General features: G+C 54.2%; 17 protein-coding genes. 6 read left to right on the top strand and 11 right to left on the bottom strand.

Annotation, left to right across the window (positions count from 1 at the left end):
* Window positions 1-760: hypothetical protein (locus CFLAV_RS30530; protein WP_007418804.1), on the bottom strand; the 760-nt coding region annotated here is incomplete at its 3' end.
* A gap of 818 nt (window positions 761-1,578) precedes the next feature.
* Here CFLAV_RS30530 and CFLAV_RS30515 point away from each other — a divergent pair.
* From CFLAV_RS30515 to CFLAV_RS33505, 4 genes are all read left to right on the top strand, one after another.
* On the top strand, window positions 1,579-3,279 hold the full coding sequence (locus CFLAV_RS30515; protein ID WP_007418803.1) for a Kelch repeat-containing protein: 1,701 nt from the start codon (window positions 1,579-1,581) through the stop codon (window positions 3,277-3,279).
* A 233-nt stretch (window positions 3,280-3,512) separates the two neighbouring features.
* Entirely contained in the window at window positions 3,513-3,767 is a 255-nt protein-coding gene (locus CFLAV_RS30510; RefSeq protein WP_007418802.1) for a hypothetical protein, read from the top strand.
* A gap of 165 nt (window positions 3,768-3,932) precedes the next feature.
* On the top strand, window positions 3,933-5,015 hold the full coding sequence (locus CFLAV_RS30505) for an AI-2E family transporter (RefSeq protein WP_007418801.1): 1,083 nt from the start codon (window positions 3,933-3,935) through the stop codon (window positions 5,013-5,015).
* Between the two features lie 1,097 nt (window positions 5,016-6,112).
* A complete protein-coding gene (locus CFLAV_RS33505; protein ID WP_007418798.1) occupies window positions 6,113-7,927 on the top strand; it encodes a DUF8189 domain-containing protein in 1,815 nt (604 codons plus the stop codon).
* Between the two features lie 154 nt (window positions 7,928-8,081).
* On the opposite strand, the gene CFLAV_RS33500 is transcribed toward CFLAV_RS33505, so the two are convergent.
* Genes CFLAV_RS33500 through CFLAV_RS30465 form a run of 7 tightly spaced genes read right to left on the bottom strand, consistent with a single transcriptional unit; the run spans window position 8,082 to window position 13,050 of the window.
* On the bottom strand, window positions 8,082-8,495 hold the full coding sequence (locus CFLAV_RS33500) for a VOC family protein (RefSeq protein WP_007418797.1): 414 nt from the start codon (window positions 8,493-8,495) through the stop codon (window positions 8,082-8,084).
* A gap of 34 nt (window positions 8,496-8,529) precedes the next feature.
* Window positions 8,530-9,264 (bottom strand): MBOAT family O-acyltransferase, encoded by a 735-nt coding sequence (locus CFLAV_RS30485; RefSeq protein ID WP_237712487.1) that lies wholly within the window; start codon window positions 9,262-9,264, stop codon window positions 8,530-8,532.
* On the bottom strand, window positions 9,251-9,742 hold the full coding sequence (locus CFLAV_RS35875) for a hypothetical protein (protein ID WP_007418795.1): 492 nt from the start codon (window positions 9,740-9,742) through the stop codon (window positions 9,251-9,253). Before CFLAV_RS35875 ends, CFLAV_RS30485 begins: the two co-directional genes overlap by 14 nt.
* A 1-nt stretch (window position 9,743) precedes the next feature.
* Window positions 9,744-9,875 carry a hypothetical protein gene (locus tag CFLAV_RS37055; RefSeq protein ID WP_007418794.1) on the bottom strand — a complete coding sequence of 44 codons (132 nt, stop codon included), beginning with the start codon at window positions 9,873-9,875 and terminating at the stop codon, window positions 9,744-9,746.
* The gene (locus CFLAV_RS30475) at window positions 9,853-10,941 is read right to left on the bottom strand and encodes a hypothetical protein (protein ID WP_007418793.1); all 1,089 of its coding nucleotides are present in this window, start codon (window positions 10,939-10,941) and stop codon (window positions 9,853-9,855) included. The genes CFLAV_RS37055 and CFLAV_RS30475 overlap by 23 nt, the downstream gene beginning before the upstream one ends.
* The gene (locus CFLAV_RS30470; protein WP_007418792.1) at window positions 10,941-11,186 is read right to left on the bottom strand and encodes an acyl carrier protein; all 246 of its coding nucleotides are present in this window, start codon (window positions 11,184-11,186) and stop codon (window positions 10,941-10,943) included. The genes CFLAV_RS30475 and CFLAV_RS30470 overlap by 1 nt, the downstream gene beginning before the upstream one ends.
* Window positions 11,173-13,050, bottom strand: coding sequence for an HAD-IIIC family phosphatase (locus CFLAV_RS30465; protein ID WP_007418791.1), 1,878 nt, complete (start codon window positions 13,048-13,050; stop codon window positions 11,173-11,175). The genes CFLAV_RS30470 and CFLAV_RS30465 overlap by 14 nt, the downstream gene beginning before the upstream one ends.
* A 386-nt stretch (window positions 13,051-13,436) precedes the next feature.
* On the opposite strand from CFLAV_RS30465, the gene panB reads away from it, so the two are divergent.
* On the top strand, window positions 13,437-14,261 hold the full coding sequence (gene panB / locus CFLAV_RS30460; protein WP_007418790.1) for a 3-methyl-2-oxobutanoate hydroxymethyltransferase: 825 nt from the start codon (window positions 13,437-13,439) through the stop codon (window positions 14,259-14,261).
* A 138-nt stretch (window positions 14,262-14,399) separates the two neighbouring features.
* On the opposite strand, the gene CFLAV_RS30455 is transcribed toward panB, so the two are convergent.
* From CFLAV_RS30455 to CFLAV_RS30445, 3 genes are all read right to left on the bottom strand, one after another.
* Window positions 14,400-14,981: a hypothetical protein gene (locus CFLAV_RS30455; RefSeq protein ID WP_007418789.1), complete on the bottom strand. Its 582-nt coding sequence runs from the start codon at window positions 14,979-14,981 to the stop codon at window positions 14,400-14,402.
* Window positions 14,978-15,586 carry an RNA polymerase sigma factor gene (locus tag CFLAV_RS33495; RefSeq protein ID WP_160164696.1) on the bottom strand — a complete coding sequence of 203 codons (609 nt, stop codon included), beginning with the start codon at window positions 15,584-15,586 and terminating at the stop codon, window positions 14,978-14,980. The genes CFLAV_RS30455 and CFLAV_RS33495 overlap by 4 nt, the downstream gene beginning before the upstream one ends.
* 100 nt (window positions 15,587-15,686) lie before the next feature.
* Window positions 15,687-16,937: a hypothetical protein gene (locus CFLAV_RS30445; protein WP_007418787.1), complete on the bottom strand. Its 1,251-nt coding sequence runs from the start codon at window positions 16,935-16,937 to the stop codon at window positions 15,687-15,689.
* Between the two features lie 247 nt (window positions 16,938-17,184).
* On the opposite strand from CFLAV_RS30445, the gene CFLAV_RS30440 reads away from it, so the two are divergent.
* Window positions 17,185-17,684: PH domain-containing protein (locus CFLAV_RS30440; RefSeq protein ID WP_007418785.1), on the top strand; the 500-nt coding region annotated here is incomplete at its 3' end.

Here is a 17,684-nt window from a genome sequence, read left to right as displayed (position 1 = left end):
GCGCCATCCAGGCCAGTTCAATGTTGTAATACCCCTTGGCCACATAGGGCACCGAGGTTTTTGCGAAGTTTTTGAACAGCGGTTTCTCCATGGCTTCATAGGCCGCCGGAAACTCACCGGTATTATTCCTGGTCGATTCCAACATCATCCTGCAGGCCATGGCAGCCTCCGCTGGCGGCAGTTCCTTTTCTTCCAGCGCCGCGGCCAGGTGCGCCTCCGAATCGTGTCGCAACCGATAGTAATCCTGGTTCTCGGCTTCCAAATCAAAAATCGTCAGCGCCATTCGCAGGCAACCATAAAACTTGCGAATTTCGCAGTAACCGCTATTGGCCATGGCATTACCCACCTCGGTATATTTCTTCACATTCTCCGCCTTGGTGTGGTTCTGCCAGTCATAGCCATTCTTCATGTAAAGATATTCCACCAAAGGATCCTTGCATCCTTTGTAGTTTGCCGCCTCGGCATAGGACCCCACCCGTCTCAAATCATTATACGCTTCGCTGGAATCCGTCACATCCATGTTCGCAAAACTTTCCAGCGCAGCCTTCGCGTCGGCGTCCCAACTGGGATCCTTCATTCCCACTCGCTCATATTCCCCAAGCGTGGTCGCAATCCTCCACTTTAACCTCTGATTCCGCTCATCAATCCTTTGCCCCGCGGTTTTCTCCTTCGACTTGGTCGGCGAACACGATGTTCCCCCCAGCGCGGCCACCAGCACGCAGCAGAACAAAACCAACGGTGAAATTTTTACTATTTTCATAACCACCTTGATACTTTTATTGGTACTCCGGACTTCAACCTTTCAATTTGCTCCTTGTCATATCCTCAATCGCCGCGGTTATCGAGTATTTTTTTACCTTCCGATGGCTTCCACATTTCCATTCGACATTGAAATTGGGCTCTCGCAACTTCCTTCGCCTTGTGGCTCCCGGTGTAAGTAGAAAGTTGGTGGCCTGCAGTATTTCACTTGAGAACCCAAAAGCAGGTCTGCCAGCAGTGATGCCGCCCCGCGTTCGAATGGAAATTCGCCACTGATCAGGCGCTGTTCACACATACCCTTCCATTCATTTCACAGAAATTAAGAATATCTCAAAACCGTGTCAAGAGACTGTTACCATACATCTGAATTCCTTATTTTAAAGCCGAAATATGTAGTTTCACCCGCGACCATAGCCTCCTTTTTGGCATCAGCCGAGCTGATTCTCCTCTCACTCTACTCCTCTTAACGGCGACAAAATCTCAGTCCCGTACCGCTTGATAAACTCCCAAACGCCCTCCAATCCCCGGATGACTCAAAAACAACATAATTGCTGCAGCTGTCATCATTCATCTGCTTCTTCATTACTTACGTACCATGCAGTTATCTTCGCGGTTTGTTTCCTTTGTCGGACCAGATCTCAATTCGCAGCCGAGTTCTCCGCTAATCATAGGGTAAACACCCAGTTCCGCCCCGAGCCCAAATCTGTATAATTTCCGATCGTAATCTTTCGTCTCGCGAACACCCTGGTAACTCGTGATGCTCTTCGATCCATGCGGATTTGATTGTGCGATCCAATTACCCGTTGAGACGTAACACTTATGATCAAACATTTTAGTCCGCTCGCAATTGCCTTGCTCCTTTTTACTTTCACTTTCAACCTCCTCGCACAAGTCCCGACGCTCATCAGCTACCAGGGCCGCGTCACCGTAAACGGCACCAACTTCACTGGCACGGGTCAGTTCAAATTTGCCCTCGTCAATAGTAACGGTTCTCTTTCGTTCTGGAGCAACGACGCCACCAGTAGCAACGGCAGCCAACCAACTTCCACCATTGGCCTCAACGTTACCAATGGCCTGTTCCATATTTTTTTGGGAGATCCGGCACTTAGCATGGTCTCCATCCCCCCAAATCCCTTCGCCAATACTGATGTCCGGCTACGCATCTGGTTCAACGATTGCGTCAATGGATTCCACATGTTGGCTCCGGACCAGAGACTGACCTCAGTTGGTTATGCCATGTCGGCTAATACCGCCTCCACCGTTCCTGACGGCACGATAACGGGAGCCAAGCTTGCCAGCGCGACCATTACCTCTGCCAGTCTCGCACCCGGCGCCGCCGCCGCCAATCTCGCATCTTCCGGTCAGTCGGGCATTGTCAGTGGGGGTATTGTGATGTCGACCAGCGCCAACACCTCCAATCTGGTCAACGCCGGTTATCAACCAGTCGGCAATTTCCCCATCACCGAAGCTTGGGAGCAACGCTCCAACACCGGCGCTCCCTCCGCGCGTCTCGGACACGATGCCGTCTGGACCGGCACCGAAATGTTTGTGTGGGGCGGTAGCGCTGGCAGCAACTACTACAACGATGGTGGCCGTTACAATCCCACCTCCAACACTTGGTTTCCCGTTCCCAGTAATTCCGCCATTCCCGCGCGGCGCTGGTTTCCCGCCCTCTGGACTGGCAGCGAGGTATATATCTGGGGCGGATACGCCAATGGACCCTATGTGTGCGACGGTTGGCGTGTAAACCCCGTCTCCTGCATCTGGACCGCGATGCCTTCAGCCAGTACCCTCTTCCCTCGCGACGCCCCCTCCGCCATCTGGACCGGCACCGAGATGATCATTTGGGGCGGCTATGGGGATGTCGGCGGTTACTTTGGAAATGGCGCACGTTACAATCCCGTCTCCAACATCTGGACTCCCGTCAGCGATGTGACCCCCCCTGCCCCTCGTCTCTTTCACACCGGTGTCTGGACAGGAACAGAAATGCTCATCTGGGGCGGCATGCACACCCAATACCTGAATGATGGCGCCCGCTACAATCCTGTTTCCGACACCTGGACTCCCATGTCCAACACCAACGCCCCGGTCCCTCGCCAGCTGCACACCAGCATCTGGACCGGCACCGAACTGATTGTCTGGGGAGGCAATGGCAACAGCGGCTATCTCAACGACGGTGCGCGTTACAATCCCGTCTCCAACACCTGGACAGCAGTATCCATGATCAATGCACCCCAGGCCCGCAATGATCACACTGCCGTCTGGACCGGCACCGAGATGATTATATGGGGCGGTTTCTGCAACACCAATACCTTGCAAAATGGCGGGATCTACAACCCGGCGACAGACACCTGGAAACCAATCACTACCAATGGCGCTCCAGCCGCCCGCCATCTCCACACCGCCGTCTGGACTGGCAGCCAAATGCTTATCTGGGGCGGCGAAAACGCTGGATCCTACTACAACGACATCTACAGCTACACTCCCCCAAAAACCCTCTACCTCTTCCAAAAGCCCTGAACTCAATCGCTCCTTAACCAGCGAAACACCGCTGATCACCTTTGGCATAAGGTGTAATCGATTGGATTCTTAAGTTCGCCGTATCATTGAACACGCTCCTCATTGGCCTTAATCCGCCACCCGGTTGTCCGCCGCCAAAACCGCGTGTATTGTGTGAATGGAGGTGTCAGAGGGTTCCCCGCTCAGAAATATCAAAATAGACTTTAACGATAATAACGATAAGGAGCCATTTTATGACAGGACTCGAAGCCCGTGACTACGTACTCGACCAAATTAGCGAGCGCGACCCCAAAGGCGATTCCGCCTCGATCAAACTCAGCCGCCATCTGGCCACAGATCTCCTTAAATTGCGACGCGAAGATGTCGGGGAGATTTCACAGGAGATGTTTACTCATGGTATTGATGCATTAAAACAGCACCGGCTCTTCGGTTACAAAGTGGACATTGATCCCGACGTAACTGGTCCCGTCGTCGAATTCGGACCGTAGCCCAATCTTTTTCTGAACAGCGAGGCTGTTGAACATGGAAGATCGAAGATACATGATTCTCTAACCGTCTGCCCGTTCAGCACACCCAAATGCCAAAGGCAGAGGGAATTTCCGCCCTTGCTTCCCCCCGCCTCCAAGTGTAAGGAATGATTAGCAAGGACGTGTATGGAGAAAAGTTCAGGCCCCTCGCTATTTGCGATCATCATTCCCTGGCGCACCATCCTCAAGATCGCTGCCGCCTGTCTGCTGGCATACATCACCGTGCGACTCTCCCGCTTCCTTGCATTACTCGCCCTCTCGCTCCTGCTCGCCATTGCCTTCCGGCCACTGTTTCGATGGACCGCCCGGCACCATTGGCCAAAATCGGCTGGTATCCTTGCCTGCGGCTCGATTCTCTTTTGTTCCACCGCCCTCGTCTTTGGACTCCTCGTACCGGCTATCTCAAAGCAGGGAACAGAATTCATCCAAAAACTTCCGGAGTTCAAAGAGCGCATACTCCAAAGCCCGCCCGCATCCGGAGTCGTCCGCAATCTGGCCGACCGATTTTTCAGCGCCTCGGCTTACTCCAACCTGGAACCATTGCTCAAGAAAGCTGTTACTTGGGGCGGCGTGGGACTGGAAAGAATGGCTGAGTTCTTCCTGGTGCTCATCCTTTCGCTCTACCTGATCGCGGAAGGAGACCGCGTGTACCGATGGCTCATCGCCTTTCTGCCCGAAGAGCAACGTCGCAAAACAGCCGCTGCTGCAGAAGAAATCACGGAGGTGGTCAGCCAGTACGTAGTCGGAAACATCATCACCTCGGTGATCTGCGGCATATACGCATTTACTGTCCTTAAACTGCTGCACGTGCCCAACGCCGCCCTGCTCGCCGTGATGGCAGGCATTTTTGATTTATTGCCGATCATTGGATTCTTCCTGTTCACCATTCCCGCAGTGCTGCTCGCCCTCACAGTTTCAGTGAAAGCCGCAATGCTGGTGGCTATCCTCTACAGCGCATACCACTTGGCCGAAAACTACTTCATCGTGCCGAAAGTGTACGGGAACCGCTTGAGGCTTTCAGAACTGACCGTCCTCATCTCATGCCTCGCCGCCGGACTCATTGCCGGCGTAATCGGCGTACTCCTCGTCCTCCCCATCATCGCGAGCTATCCCACCATCGAACGCATCTGGCTCCGCCCCTACCTCCAACGCGACACCATTCAACGCCACGAAGAACTCGATACACAGGAACACTCCAGAGTTGAATAAACCAAGATTCAACCCGAGATCGAGAGATTCTTAATTCACTATCAAGCATCAGTCTCAATCCCTTCCACGGGCCTTTGGCCAAATACGCGAATCTATAGAACAGGATGGGGAAGCAACGGAAACTCATCATCATGGCCTCGGTCCTGGTCATAGCAGGAGGGCTCAGCCAAAGGTCAAATGGCTCGCTTTCTCATTTTCACTACCAGAGGTACAACCTACACCTTAAAACCTGGCCGATTTCTGGGACAAAAAACCTCGCATAGCCTTAAAATTTGCTTCAAAGATACCGGTCTTTTGAATCCGGCGGGCCCGCCGAACTACCAAGTTTAATCAAAAATGTTGATTAGACCCGGGCTACCTTGAGAAGGTGAGATTTAAGCTCTTCAGGGTTTTAGCCATTTCCATTGCATTTGGGGACGCAAACCTTGAAGGGTTCGGCTGTGCATGCTGCTAAAAGCATAGGCAGGTATGTCCGCTGATTTACTACCACGCACTATGCGTCCGTAAATATTGGACAGTTCCGTGCTGATTCGGTTCCATCGTTCAGAGTCATGGCTTTTCAGTCTCCACGTTCATCCGGCTTACCGCTTCCTTTCATCCCAGTTCTTTTCCCCATTCCGGAAATTATTTTTGGCATTCGGTATGGGTGGATGGTTGGGGCTGGGCCAGGATAAAAAGGATCCGGCACAGATTCCACCCGCCGGGCTCGCCACGCCACGTTTACAACTACTAGAATATTGGAACCTGCAACTCCTCGGCAATCACAATGGATCAAACCTAAGCCTGCATCACATACTTCAGCCCACCCTTCGCTCTAAATTCAGTCCCGTCCAGACCTCTGTTGCGTTTTGGAAAATGCGGCAACCAATAGCCACACGTACGCATGGCCTTAACGCCAGGCATCGAGGTCAAAACAAGTGAATTAATCTAATTAATCCACTTATGCTACTCATCTATCTGAACGCCCATTTCTTGGCAAAAATCGTTGACGCCACCCATGGAAGACAGATACAGCGATAGTCGTCACCAATCGAATGGCATGGCCTCTTTATGCCTTCGCCTAACAAATACCATAACAACTACGGAAGAAGAACCACATGAAAAAATCACTTAAACCCGTCGCCGCTTCAACCCCGCCGCGGTTGGCTCTGATCGCCTCCGCGTTGGGGCTGATCCTTGCTCCAGGGCTGGCACAGGCGCAACGGCCGCTCGGCATTGATGTATCCAGCTACCAAGGCTCCGGCGTCAACTGGTCAGGCATTTCGTTCGGCTGGGCCAAGGCCACCGAAGGGACTTACTTCATTGATGGGGATTTCGTCATCAACGAAAACAACGCCAAGGCCGCCGGCACTCTCATCGGCGCCTATCATTTCGCCCGTCCTGACCTGGACAGCCCCGGCGCGGAGGCCAGTTACTTCTGGAACCAGGCCGGCGGCTATATCAAAAACGATGGCAAATCCGCCATGCCGGCGCTGGATTTTGAAACTTTTAATGGCGTGGTTGGCGCGGGCAGCTACTCCGCCTGGGCCAATGCGTGGTGCGATGCCATCGTGAATAATGCCAATGGGAATGGCGTCAAGGTTCGTCCAGTGCTTTACTGTTCCACGTGCCAGGCTTGCAACTTTGACGGCAGCGTCGGGCAGTGGATTCCCTGGATTGCCAATCCCAGCGGCGAAAGCGCGCAGTCCGGCAGCCCTTGGGGCAGCACTCCGTGCCCGAGTTGTGGCAGCGGTATTTGGGGATCAGGTGCCTGGGATTTCTGGCAGTATGGCGGCTCAAGCATTGATTTGGACGTGTTCAATGGCACTACGTCCGACATGATCGCGACGCTGGGCATCGGCAGCGGCGGCACCTCCCAAACCTCCTATTCCGCTTTCGTCGGTCCGATCATTGCGAACTCGGATGGACGCCTGGAAATGTTTGGCGTCGGAGCCAACAGCGACATATGGCACAACTACCAGTCTGCTCCGAACAGCGGTTGGAATGGCTGGATTGACATGGCCAACGGGAACAGCATCGCCGGCCCGGCAGTCGGCCGTGATAAAGACGGACGCCTGGAACTCTTTGCTTCCACTGGCAGCGGAAAAGTCTGGCACAACTTCCAAACCATCGGCGGCGGCGGCGCGTGGAACGGTTGGGGCAATCAGGCAGGCCCCAGCGTCACCAATCTGGTCGCTCTGTCCAATGCGGACGGTCGACTTGAAGTCTTCGGCATCGGCAACAATGGCGATGTGTGGCATGAATGGCAAACCGCTGTCAACGGCGCCTGGACCACCAGTTGGAGCGATATTACTGGCCAGCAAATCAAGGCCGGAATGGTGGGGATAGCCAATAAAGATGGTCGTCTGGAAATTTTTGGCCAGGGTCAGAACGGCCATGTTTGGCACAACTGGCAGACCTCGCCCGGCCAGGTCTTCAATGGCTGGGCGGACATGGGCAGCGCTTCCGCCGGCCTGAATTCACATCTGGCAATCGCCAAAAACGCCGACGGCACATTGGAGCTTTTTGGCGTCGATAGCGGCGGCAATGTCTGGCATAATTACCAAACCACGCCTGGTGGTGCCTGGAATGGTTTCATTGGTTTTGGCGGACAATCAGGGATACAGCCCGGCTTCGCAGTGGGCATCAATCCTGACGGACGCCTGGAGATGTTCGGCGTGGGAAGCAATGGCAATACCTACCACGTGTGGCAGGATCAACCAGGCAGCCGTTGGCACTCCTGGAGCAACCTGGGTGGAAGTTCGGAACCTGCAATCACGCTGGGCAACAATAAAAACGGTGAGTTGCAGGTTTTCGTCATCGGCACCGGCACCAAGGATGTCTGGTCCATTTATCAAAGCAGCCCTGGCGGCAGCTGGGGAAGTTGGTTCGACCTGGGCGGCAATGGCACGAAGTTCTTCTACGGCCAGTAAGCTGTAACTAAATCGCCAAACAAATAATCCCGCGCAAGCTTCCCAAAGCTTGCGCGGGCAACCCGCTGAGTCGAAGGGTTGAGCGGAATAATTGGGCGGCTGTGGGCAGTCGTTTATGGATTGTCCCTTAACGACTGCGAAGACAGCCTCAGGATCAAACTTCGAGTATCTCGATCAATCCGATACCAGTGATTTTATAGAAGGAGACTTTGCGCCCGCCAAACAACGGCGCTGGGGTGGGCGGAGAAATGCAGATGACGCGCAGCCTGGCTTCCTCAAACCGCGCCAGCGCGACCGGGAGGTCGTTCGTTTCATAACAAACATGGTAGATGATGCCGGCCGGGTGGCATTCGATCAACCTGTCACTTGGCCCCTTGGTTTCTCCCGGCCAGATGATCTCCACGGCTGGATGGGTGTCATGCGCGCAGAGTTGCAGGTGGACGTTTTGCGCCGGGTCGAATACCGACTCGCCCAGCTGGTATCCCAGCGACGAAACGAAAACCCGGGCCTCCTCGGGCCGGCGCACTGCCAGGCCGAAATGATGAAAGGCAAGCTGTGAATTCTTCATTTGCGGAGCGGGAAAGAGTCTGTGTTTCGATCAATCATCTCATCAGGGAAAACATCTCCTTGATCTGCGGAAAGGTGTTTGCGAAAAAAATCAGGCTGGCCGCGCAGTAACCGAAAGTCAACACCACTGCAACCCCGTGAATCCACGGATTAATGTTGTAAGCCTTGAACCCTTCCCGACCGAGCCACTTTTTCAGGCCGATGGTGTAGTAATGATTCGCGACCACCCCGAGCGCGTGCACCGCCCCGTAGGCGGCAAAATTCCAGCCAACCCCATGCCAGACACCCACCAGGAGAAACACCATGACAATGGTAACCGCAATGGCATGATCGACCAGTGCCGGTCCACCAAGGCGCACGAGGGATTTGGAGAGCGGGGCGAACACGACGTCACGCATGTACTGCGACAAGGTGATGTGCCAGCGGTTCCAAAAATCCTTAATGTTGCGCGCGGCGAACGGATTGTTGAAATTCTCAGCCACCGGAATGCCCATCATTCCAGCCGCACCGATGGCCATGTCGCAAAAGCCGGAAAAATTGCAGTAGAGGTACAGGTAATAAAAAACCATGGCCACCAGCAAATCCAGCCGAGGATGATAATGATCGTCAAACAACAAGTTGGCGTAGGTCAGGCGAAACCAGATGCTTCCCAGGAACTTGTATTTGACCAACCCCACGAGAATGCGCAACCAGGCCCGACTCGCCGGGATTACGGTCGGTTGCGCCTCGAAACCGCGGCGGTAATTGCTGTAAGGGTTAATCGGCCCCACGGACATCGTGGGAACAAAAAAGCAAAAGCCGAGGTATTCCAGGAAACCTGGACGGGGTGCCGCGCCATTGCGGATTTCCAGCACGAGATAGCTGCTGCGGAAAGGCCAAATAGGAGATGCCGATAAAGCGCATGTTGAAGAGCTGATATCCCCCCCACCTGCATGGAAATTTGCAGGGCGCGTATCTAGCCAGGCTCAGGAACAGAATCGGCGTGAAGAACGCCAGCCAGGGCAGCCAGCCCTTCCGCTCTGCGAAAAGTCTGAGCATCAGATACTGGACACTCACCAACACCACGTAAGCGACAAAAACCGGAGCGCTTCGACTCTCCTTGTCGCAAAAGAAAAACGCATACAGGGCGGCGAGGTTCAAGCCGGTAAATGCGAGTTCCCGCCACCAGCCTTGCAGTCCTTTCATCACTGAGCGCCCCGCCAAAATGTAGCCGAGCAGTTCGGCCAACTGGATCAACAGTTCGCGCATCTTAAAAACCTTGGTAAACGACCTTGGTATCTGTGAACTGGCTGTTAGAGGTGGCCACCAGCGCCAGGGCACCCAGGCTCAATGCGATCACCACCAAGTAAATGAAAGTTTTAAGGTTTGGTTTGATCTTCATAAACCTGCACGAGACGAGGGGTGATAACGGACGTGAAATAAATCTGGCCGTTCTGGTTGAAATGTTCAGAGTTAAAAAACAGCTTTAGAATGTCCTCGTCGGCCAGTCCGCCGAAAAGCTTTGCCGGAGCAATTCCCATCATGGTCAGGTTGCTGCCCACCAGTCCGGGCCAAAAGGCAGGTTCCTGTATCAACGTAGATTTCATCTCGGTGGATTCCGGCAGATGCACATATACAAGTTTAACATTATGCTCCCTGGCCAGCGCACCCATTTTAGAGACGAACACGGCCTGCATGGGTGAAATCGCATTCTCCAAAAATCGAAACTCCGGCTTGGTGGCTTCGGAATAAATACATACATCTGATGGGCTGGCGCTGGTATGCGGAGTGTAATCAGTGAACGGTTTGTCCAATCTCATGCGCAAGGCAAGCGATCCCATTCGAAACGACGGGTTCGGTATGTGCTCGAATCCAGTCCAGGAAATTTCATCCGATTGAACGGGCGGGAGGTTGGTGCGCAGCAAACCCAGAAGATTCCGCGGCATGCCCAGAACCGTGCTGCAATAAAACGAAATTTTTGAACGCGACGACAGTCCGGTAAGATCTCCGGCGTTGTCCGCCCAACGGAACCAGGCGTGTGCCCGCGGGTGGGCGGTGTTGCCCCCTCCCATGCTGCAATCGCTAAATACGATGACGCGAACTTTCCGGTGCTCCAACAGATCCCGCATGATAAAGTACATCGGGTCCAAACCGGGCGAGTCCCAGGCCAGCGTTCTGACAACTGCCTTCCGCCCCAACTTCTCGCTCAAAGCCTTCTGCACCTGTGGCGTGTCAATTCCCCACCAGATGCGGGATGACCCCATGAAGACGAGGTCCATGTCCTCTTTTTCGTCGAAAATTTGCTCGCGCAGGTAGGGAAAAGCGCCAACGCCCCAAGGGAGAGAGGAATAAATCTCCTGGCGCGGGGGCAACCAGGATTTGCACATCATGACCGGCAGCAAAAGCAGGAGCAGCAGCAGCAGCCCAAACATCATCGCTTGCCGGGTAGAGGTGAACGCCGGTCGCATCAAGCCTCCTTCATCCGCTTGAGAATTAGATCGGCCAATTCACCCACGTTCCGGGCGTTTTCGACCTCGCCGACGCGGAAGCGGACGGAGAACTCCTTCTCCACCGTCACCATGAGGGAAATGTGAGTGAGCGAATCCCATTCGGGCACGTCTTTCGCAGTGGTGGCGGGAGTTAACACCGCCGGATCCAGCAACACGGTGTCGAAGATGGTTTGCAATTTAGCAATAATGTCAGCTTGGTTCATAGGCCCGGCGGATGATTTTGATCTTTGTGGTTACCGGCCGGAAATTCTCGATCATCAGCGTGAATTCACGGCGCGTTGTGTTTTCTGAGGTCAAATCGAAGCCCATGCGTGTATAAAAGTCACGCACCATCTCGTTCTTGGCGGTGGGCAGATAGACGCCTTCCAACCGTGTGGCAGCCCGGCTTTTCGCCACGCGGGCGAGTTCGTTCAGGACCTCTTCCTCCACTTGGCGTTTTAACACCCGGCAACTCATCAGCCACGTGTCCACCTCCACGGCGTCGCCTTTTTGAAGCCCGATGACAATCGAGATCAGGCCGTGGTCGCCAAAACGGTCCCTAAGCCGCACGGAGAATCCCACGTAGTCCGGGTTGCTCATCAGAGTTCGCAAATCGGCTTCGGTGCGGCGGCGCGTGGTGAGATTGAACTGGTTGCTCTTGTTGATCAGTTGCGCCAACCGGGGGACATCCACGGCGGTGAATTCGCTTATGGTGGCCTCCATCTCGAGTGATTCCAAATACGCGCCCATGTCCGTGACGGAGGATTGCAACGCCTGGCGTTGGACTTCGGAACGGTATTGGGTGGTGCGTTCCGCGTCCTCGGCGGTGATGTTTCGCGGCTCAAACAAACGGCAATCCTGGAGTTGGGCAGCGTAATCCGAGGCATCCGGCCCCAGCAGGATGGTGGTCACCTCGGGTGCGAACTGGCGCACGATGTCGATCTCGGCCGGGTTGTCATCCACGAACACAAAACTGTCCAGGCCGAGGTTCAGTTCGGCGGCCATCTGGCGGATATTATCGGACTTCGGTTCCCAGTTGGCCTTGAACGAAACGATATCTTCCATCCGCAAAATCATTTCGGGATGTTTTTCGAAAACTTCCGCCGCTCTGTTGTGATCGTTCTTGCTGCACACGGCCAGCAGCACGCCGCGCTGTTTGAGGGAAATGATATAATTCTGGAAGGCCTTGAAGGCCTCGCCGCGCGGCGAAGTGTCGCCCAGAACGATGCCCTCCAACCCGTCGTCCGCGACGACTCCGCCCCAGAGCGTGTTGTCCAAATCCAGTACCAACACTTTCTTGGGCGCTCGGCGTTGCGACCCGATCAGGTGGGTCGCTTCGCGGGCGAACTCGACCAGGAGGCCGGAGGAACAGGGTTGCTTGCTCTCGAACCAGGCACGGTCATCGCGGGATTGAACGCCACCGTGGCGGTGCGCTAGAAATTCCAGGTCGCAAATATGCAGATAGTGCGGAGCGTTCAGCCCCAGTTCCAGATTCACCCATTTCCGAAACGTCCAATCCGAACCAAGCGTCCGCGACCGGTAGGCGCCGAGGTCGTGCCGGGCGGGCAGCATATAGTTGGAGACAATTACCTCGGCGCAGGATTTCTCGTGGACTTGGCGGACCAACTCCAGCAACGAGTTCACCGCCTTGGTCGCCTCTAAATGTTGCGCCTGCCGCGAGTCCGTCAACCCGCCTCGGTACCTGCAGCGCTGTTCAGAGGGAATCAACAGCACCACCCCCGGCGCGAACTGGTAAAGCGGGCTGGCTTCGTCCATGATTTCCGAGATGTAATTGTCATAATCCCCCAGCCAGATCTCGCAGGGCAGGCCGGCCATCTCGCAAAAATGTTCCAGCAATTCGTGGAAAGGATAGAGGCTACAACCGCCCAGGATCGCCAACCGGGTCTTCTCCTGAGCCAAGCCCGGACGGGAGAGCAGCCGGTCATGGGCCTTCTTCCGCAACGAGCTGAGCAGGAACAATTTGTCGAACTCTCGAGCCGTCGAGGTTTGCGTTTTCAAAACGTCCCAAAACTCCGGATTGCCCTGCAAAAGCAGGGTTTTCAGAGTGTTGATAACGTTCGGTTGCATACAAACTGTAAGCTTAGTTCTCAGACTGAATCTGGCAAGTGTTTTTGGACTCGTGTATAGAGTCGAGTTGCTTCAAAAAAAGGATACTGGGGGAGGAGTTGAGATGGTAGGCTGAACCATTCGTTGACTCATAACGGTTTCCTTTCGACTTTGAGTGTTTTTTCGTCTGCTAACGAACGACAACTCTTTTACCACGAGGAGACCGCCTCGCTTAATGCCTTAAATGCTCATCAGTCCTGACTTTTACACCAATTTTCGAACACTGATAATTCTTGATAACCGTTATTGGCTCTGGTTTGTTGGATTCATGATCGAAAAGGAGCCTACCAGAACGAACTCGCGAACAGCTTTCATACCAAATCTTGATTGAGCACCAAACCCATCTCATGATCACCCTGCGTGAAATCCTGGCCTCTCGTGGCAAACTCGTCGCCCTGACCTGCTACGATTATCCCACCGCTCTCAGTCTGGATGCTTCCACCGTGGACCTCGTCCTGGTCGGCGATTCGGTCGGCACCAACGTCCTCGGATACCGTGATGTCTCCGAGGTAACCATGGATGACATGCTGCATCACGCTCGCGCTGTGCGCCGCGGCTTGAAACGTGCATCGTTGCTCGTGGATTTGCCCTTCAATTCCTACCAAACAGGGGAGGCTGCAATTCTAAACGGAAAGCGCCTCATCGAAGCCGGCGCTGATATGATCAAGCTTGAAGGTGGAATGGAACTCGTCGCAAAAATCCGCGCTCTGCGTTCAGAAAATATCAGGGTCGTCGCCCATATCGGACACACGCCCCAATCACATGTTGGCACCAGAAAAGTCTTCGGCACGACAGCGTCTGAAATTGAGAGTCTGCTCGAAGTATCAAAACAACTGCAACTGGCCGGCAGCGAAGCCGTCTTGCTGGAATGCGTTCCCGAGCGCGTAGCCACAATCATCTCCGATCGACTGGACATCCCAACCATCGGCATAGGCTCTGGCTCCGGATGCGACGGCCAGATATTTGTGATTACTGATCTGCTCGGTTGGCACCACCCCAACTTCCGTTTCAGCGCCTCCTTCGATGACTTTCGCAATCGTACAGTTGCAACAGCAAATCGTTTCGCCCACGAAGTTCGAGACGGCGTTTTCCCGTCAGCAACGCAGGTCTACAAAGTAAAAGACTCCGAACTGCAACAAGCACTCGACGCCGGACAGGAAAAGGACTTATGACTTGCTGCATTCAACAACCTGTCACTTGGTTCATATAAAATTCCTATTCCTGTCGTCTCTAGGCAAATTTTGTTAATCACCAGAAATAGGATGGCAAAATGGCTTTCACTGCTTCTTCTCCTGCTCGCATGCCCACCGTTAATCCGTACCAATCACTTTGGCCAGACTCGACAAGGTGTAGGTTTGCGTATTCACCGGGCTCTTCTTCGCCTCCGCTGTCAATTCCTGATCCAGCAAATCCAATGATCGGTTGGCCAGCATTCGGTAGCTGCCAAAAGTCTGCTCCACTTCCACCTCCCGGTTTATCGGCACCGACCTGATGGGATTGGCGGACTGTTCGACTGTAGTCGGTCTGCGATGTGAAGTTGAAATGAGGAACCAGGCAACGAGCACCTCTGCTGTTCCAGCCATTGCGAACGCCGTACTCCAGGCGAATTTCTCGCCGCGCAATCGCCCGCCGAACGACGGCCAAAGACTGCGCCGACTCTCAACTTTGATGCGCCGCGTCAACTGACGGTGAAACAAGTCCGAAGGCTTTTTCTCCGGCACAGCTTGCGCCGCAGTCGCGAGTTCCCCGGCCAGTCGCGAGATTTTCTCAAGGTGCTGTCGGCAGCCGGAACAGTTTTCCACATGCACGCGCAATTCCGCCTCGTCGCCCTCTTCCAACGCGCCAATGGCCAGCCAACTCAACGCCTTCTGATTCTTCGTGCAAGGCTTCATAATTTTTCCTTTATGGATGGCAGATTTTCGATCTCACCGCTCATGGCATCCATCGTCCGCAATTTTTCAAGCGCGTGAAACAACCGCGATTTCACCGTGCCAATCGAGCAACCCAATGCGGCCGCTATTCCCTCCAGAGAATCATCCACGTAAAATCGCAGGTAAATCACCTGTTGATGCTTCTGCGAAAGTCTTTCGATGCACAATCGTACTTGGGCGGCGCGTTCGAAAGTTTCCACAACCTCGTCCGGAGCGCAATTCTCGTCCGTTATTTGTTCGATGTGATTTCTCGCGGTTGCTTCTTCCTCGCGATCGAGCGTGGACAGCGGAGCCGGGCGTTTCTCCCGCATCACGTTACGAAAACGGTTAAGCAGGATCGCGCAGAGCCAGGTGAAAAACTGGCAACGGCCATTGTAGCGGCGAATGTATCGCCACGCTTCCACCAGCGTTTCCTGCGCCAGTTCTTCCGCCAGTGATTCATTGCCGCAAAGCGTCATTGCGTGACGCAACAATCGCCCTTCAAGCGCGTGGCACATTTCACAATATGCGTCCGCGTCACCCCCTTGCGCCTGTGCGAGCAGGCTTCGCGTATCTGGCGTTTCCATTTCCACGCAGGTTGGGCTTAGGCTGAACACACGATTGTCATAACAGAAAACGCCGGACAGCGCACTGGCAAACTGTCCGGCCCCTGAAACGGGTGGCGATTCATTCCTTGACGGTTGGTTTGGGCGCTGCCTCACCCGCATGTTTCCCATACACGAGGAAGGGTGTGCCTGCCTTTTCTACAAAGATCATTCTCACCGGCCAGCCTTGGCCCGCATAGGAGGATTTCACCTGGAACCCGCGATCCACCCCTTCGAAAACAAATCGTTCCATCGTGAACGGCCCCTTTCCCATCGGGTCCATCACGCTCTTGAAACCCGCGTCACCGTGCAGCTTGTATTCCACCGCCGCGTGCACCATTGCAGTTTTGACCAGGCTCGCGAATTCCTTCGGCCGCGAGTTGCTCAAGGCAGGGAATAATTCACTAATCAATGGATTGGTTGAATTATGAACATCGTTGGTATACGCCCCGATTTGCGCGGCATATTCTGTTGGTGGCAATGCCATGATGGCCGCAGCCCGGTCATACATGGGGGACACATCCGCAACGAGTTTCAACAGGCCGTCACTCGTTCCGCCGGCGGCTTTCAATATCCTGTCCACCTGGGCACCCCCACCTTCCGAGCTGAATAGATTTTGCATCGTGACGCGGATACTCGCCATCGCACCCGCTTCATCGCCCGGATGCTGCTTCTGTGCATCCTGGACAACTCGCACAAACCAGGTGCCGAGGGTTCGCTCACCTTTGTTCATGGCCTGCGCCACTGTGCCGCGCGGCGGGGCTGCTTCGATTCCCTCCTCGAGTTGCTTCAGCGTCTCCGGCGTGAACTGGTAGAAGTTTTCCGCCACCGCATCCAGCACGATGTTTTCCGACGCAAATTGCACCAGCACCGAGATCAATGTTCCATCGGTCGACACGTTTCGCGCCAGCGTATACGTCGCGAGCAGATCATCGAGCGCTTCATCCTGTTTGCCGTTTTGCAATTCCCACATTGCCCGCAACCGTCCGACGTTGGCAGCGACTTTCACCTGCACCAGGTGGCCCAGCAGCAAGTCCGGCCCTTCGGTCAAATCCAATCCCCAATCGCACGGCACCTTCGCGTGCGCTGCTGCCCGCATCAGCCGGAATTGATGTTTATAACTCCCAAGCGCATCGCCGAATTTTTGCCCCAGCACGACGCCCCGCCATTCATTCGTAAGCAGATAATCGCGTCCCGCCCGCCCCGTATTCTCCGAGAGCGCGAAACCCTGGTAATATCGCAACGCCGGGTTGATATCTTTCCGGTAATCCTCACTCCGCACGCCGACGATTGTACCGGCCAGTATTAACAGACTTAAACAGATCGTTTTCATGATTTCTTGAAAATTGATTTATCGGTCTGTCCATTAATAACGCCAACCGGTCAAAAGGTTCATTTTTTGTAATCTGCGTCTCCTCATAACCGTAATTAGCCGTTGAACTTAATCGTGATACTGGTGACTGCGATTTCGGTCTTGGACAAGTTCCTTCCGCAAACTAGGCTATCTTTAATGGCTTGATACCATACCGGAGCCGGATAATTCCACTGAATATCTGTCATATCGCAGAAACCTAGCGTAAATGAACGCAAGTATTAGATTCAAAGCCCCCTGGGGCAGCACGCTCAGACTCATGACGATTCTATGCTTCGCCATATGCCTTGGCATTGCTCTCTCTGGCATGCTGACTTTTACGGAGATTCATCCGGTCGCACGGTTGAGCATGGTTATCACTCCATTACTTATATTAGTGGGAGGCTCTCTTTTCATGGTACGCGGCTACACTTTGGAGAAGGGACAACTGATCATTCATCGATTGGGCTGGTCCTCCCGATTTAATTTATCCTCCCTGAACTCCGCCACACCCGATCCAAAGGCAATGGCCAGTTCAATCCGACTTGCCGGTAACGGCGGCTTATTTTCCTTCTGCGGATTGTTCCGCAACCGTCAACTCGGCAACTACCGCGCCTTTGCCACAGACCCGCAAAATTCCGTCGTATTACGCTTCCCCAAACGCACCCTCGTAGTCACCCCTGATGACCCAAAGCGATTCGCCGATCAAATCACGAAGCTGAAAGATCA

Origin of the sequence: Pedosphaera parvula Ellin514, assembly GCF_000172555.1 — a bacterium.
In the GTDB taxonomy this organism is placed as follows: domain Bacteria; phylum Verrucomicrobiota; class Verrucomicrobiia; order Limisphaerales; family Pedosphaeraceae; genus Pedosphaera.
The sequence above is the reverse complement of the archived record's forward strand: the minus strand, read 5'-3'. Positions and strand labels throughout refer to the sequence as shown.

Bases quoted from the DNA above. Each gene is read 5' to 3' on its own strand.
- CFLAV_RS30515 (WP_007418803.1), top strand. From the start codon at position 1,579: ATGATCAAACATTTTAGTCCGCTCGCAATTGCCTTGCTCCTTTTTACT.
- CFLAV_RS30510 (WP_007418802.1), top strand. From the start codon at position 3,513: ATGACAGGACTCGAAGCCCGTGACTACGTACTCGACCAAATTAGCGAG.
- CFLAV_RS30505 (WP_007418801.1), top strand. From the start codon at position 3,933: ATGGAGAAAAGTTCAGGCCCCTCGCTATTTGCGATCATCATTCCCTGG.
- CFLAV_RS33505 (WP_007418798.1), top strand. From the start codon at position 6,113: ATGAAAAAATCACTTAAACCCGTCGCCGCTTCAACCCCGCCGCGGTTG.
- CFLAV_RS33500 (WP_007418797.1), bottom strand. From the start codon at position 8,495: ATGAAGAATTCACAGCTTGCCTTTCATCATTTCGGCCTGGCAGTGCGC.
- CFLAV_RS35875 (WP_007418795.1), bottom strand. From the start codon at position 9,742: ATGCGCGAACTGTTGATCCAGTTGGCCGAACTGCTCGGCTACATTTTG.
- CFLAV_RS37055 (WP_007418794.1), bottom strand. From the start codon at position 9,875: ATGAAGATCAAACCAAACCTTAAAACTTTCATTTACTTGGTGGTGATC.
- CFLAV_RS30475 (WP_007418793.1), bottom strand. From the start codon at position 10,941: ATGCGACCGGCGTTCACCTCTACCCGGCAAGCGATGATGTTTGGGCTG.
- CFLAV_RS30470 (WP_007418792.1), bottom strand. From the start codon at position 11,186: ATGAACCAAGCTGACATTATTGCTAAATTGCAAACCATCTTCGACACC.
- CFLAV_RS30465 (WP_007418791.1), bottom strand. From the start codon at position 13,050: ATGCAACCGAACGTTATCAACACTCTGAAAACCCTGCTTTTGCAGGGC.
- panB (WP_007418790.1), top strand. From the start codon at position 13,437: ATGATCACCCTGCGTGAAATCCTGGCCTCTCGTGGCAAACTCGTCGCC.
- CFLAV_RS30455 (WP_007418789.1), bottom strand. From the start codon at position 14,981: ATGAAGCCTTGCACGAAGAATCAGAAGGCGTTGAGTTGGCTGGCCATT.
- CFLAV_RS33495 (WP_160164696.1), bottom strand. From the start codon at position 15,586: ATGGAAACGCCAGATACGCGAAGCCTGCTCGCACAGGCGCAAGGGGGT.
- CFLAV_RS30445 (WP_007418787.1), bottom strand. From the start codon at position 16,937: ATGAAAACGATCTGTTTAAGTCTGTTAATACTGGCCGGTACAATCGTC.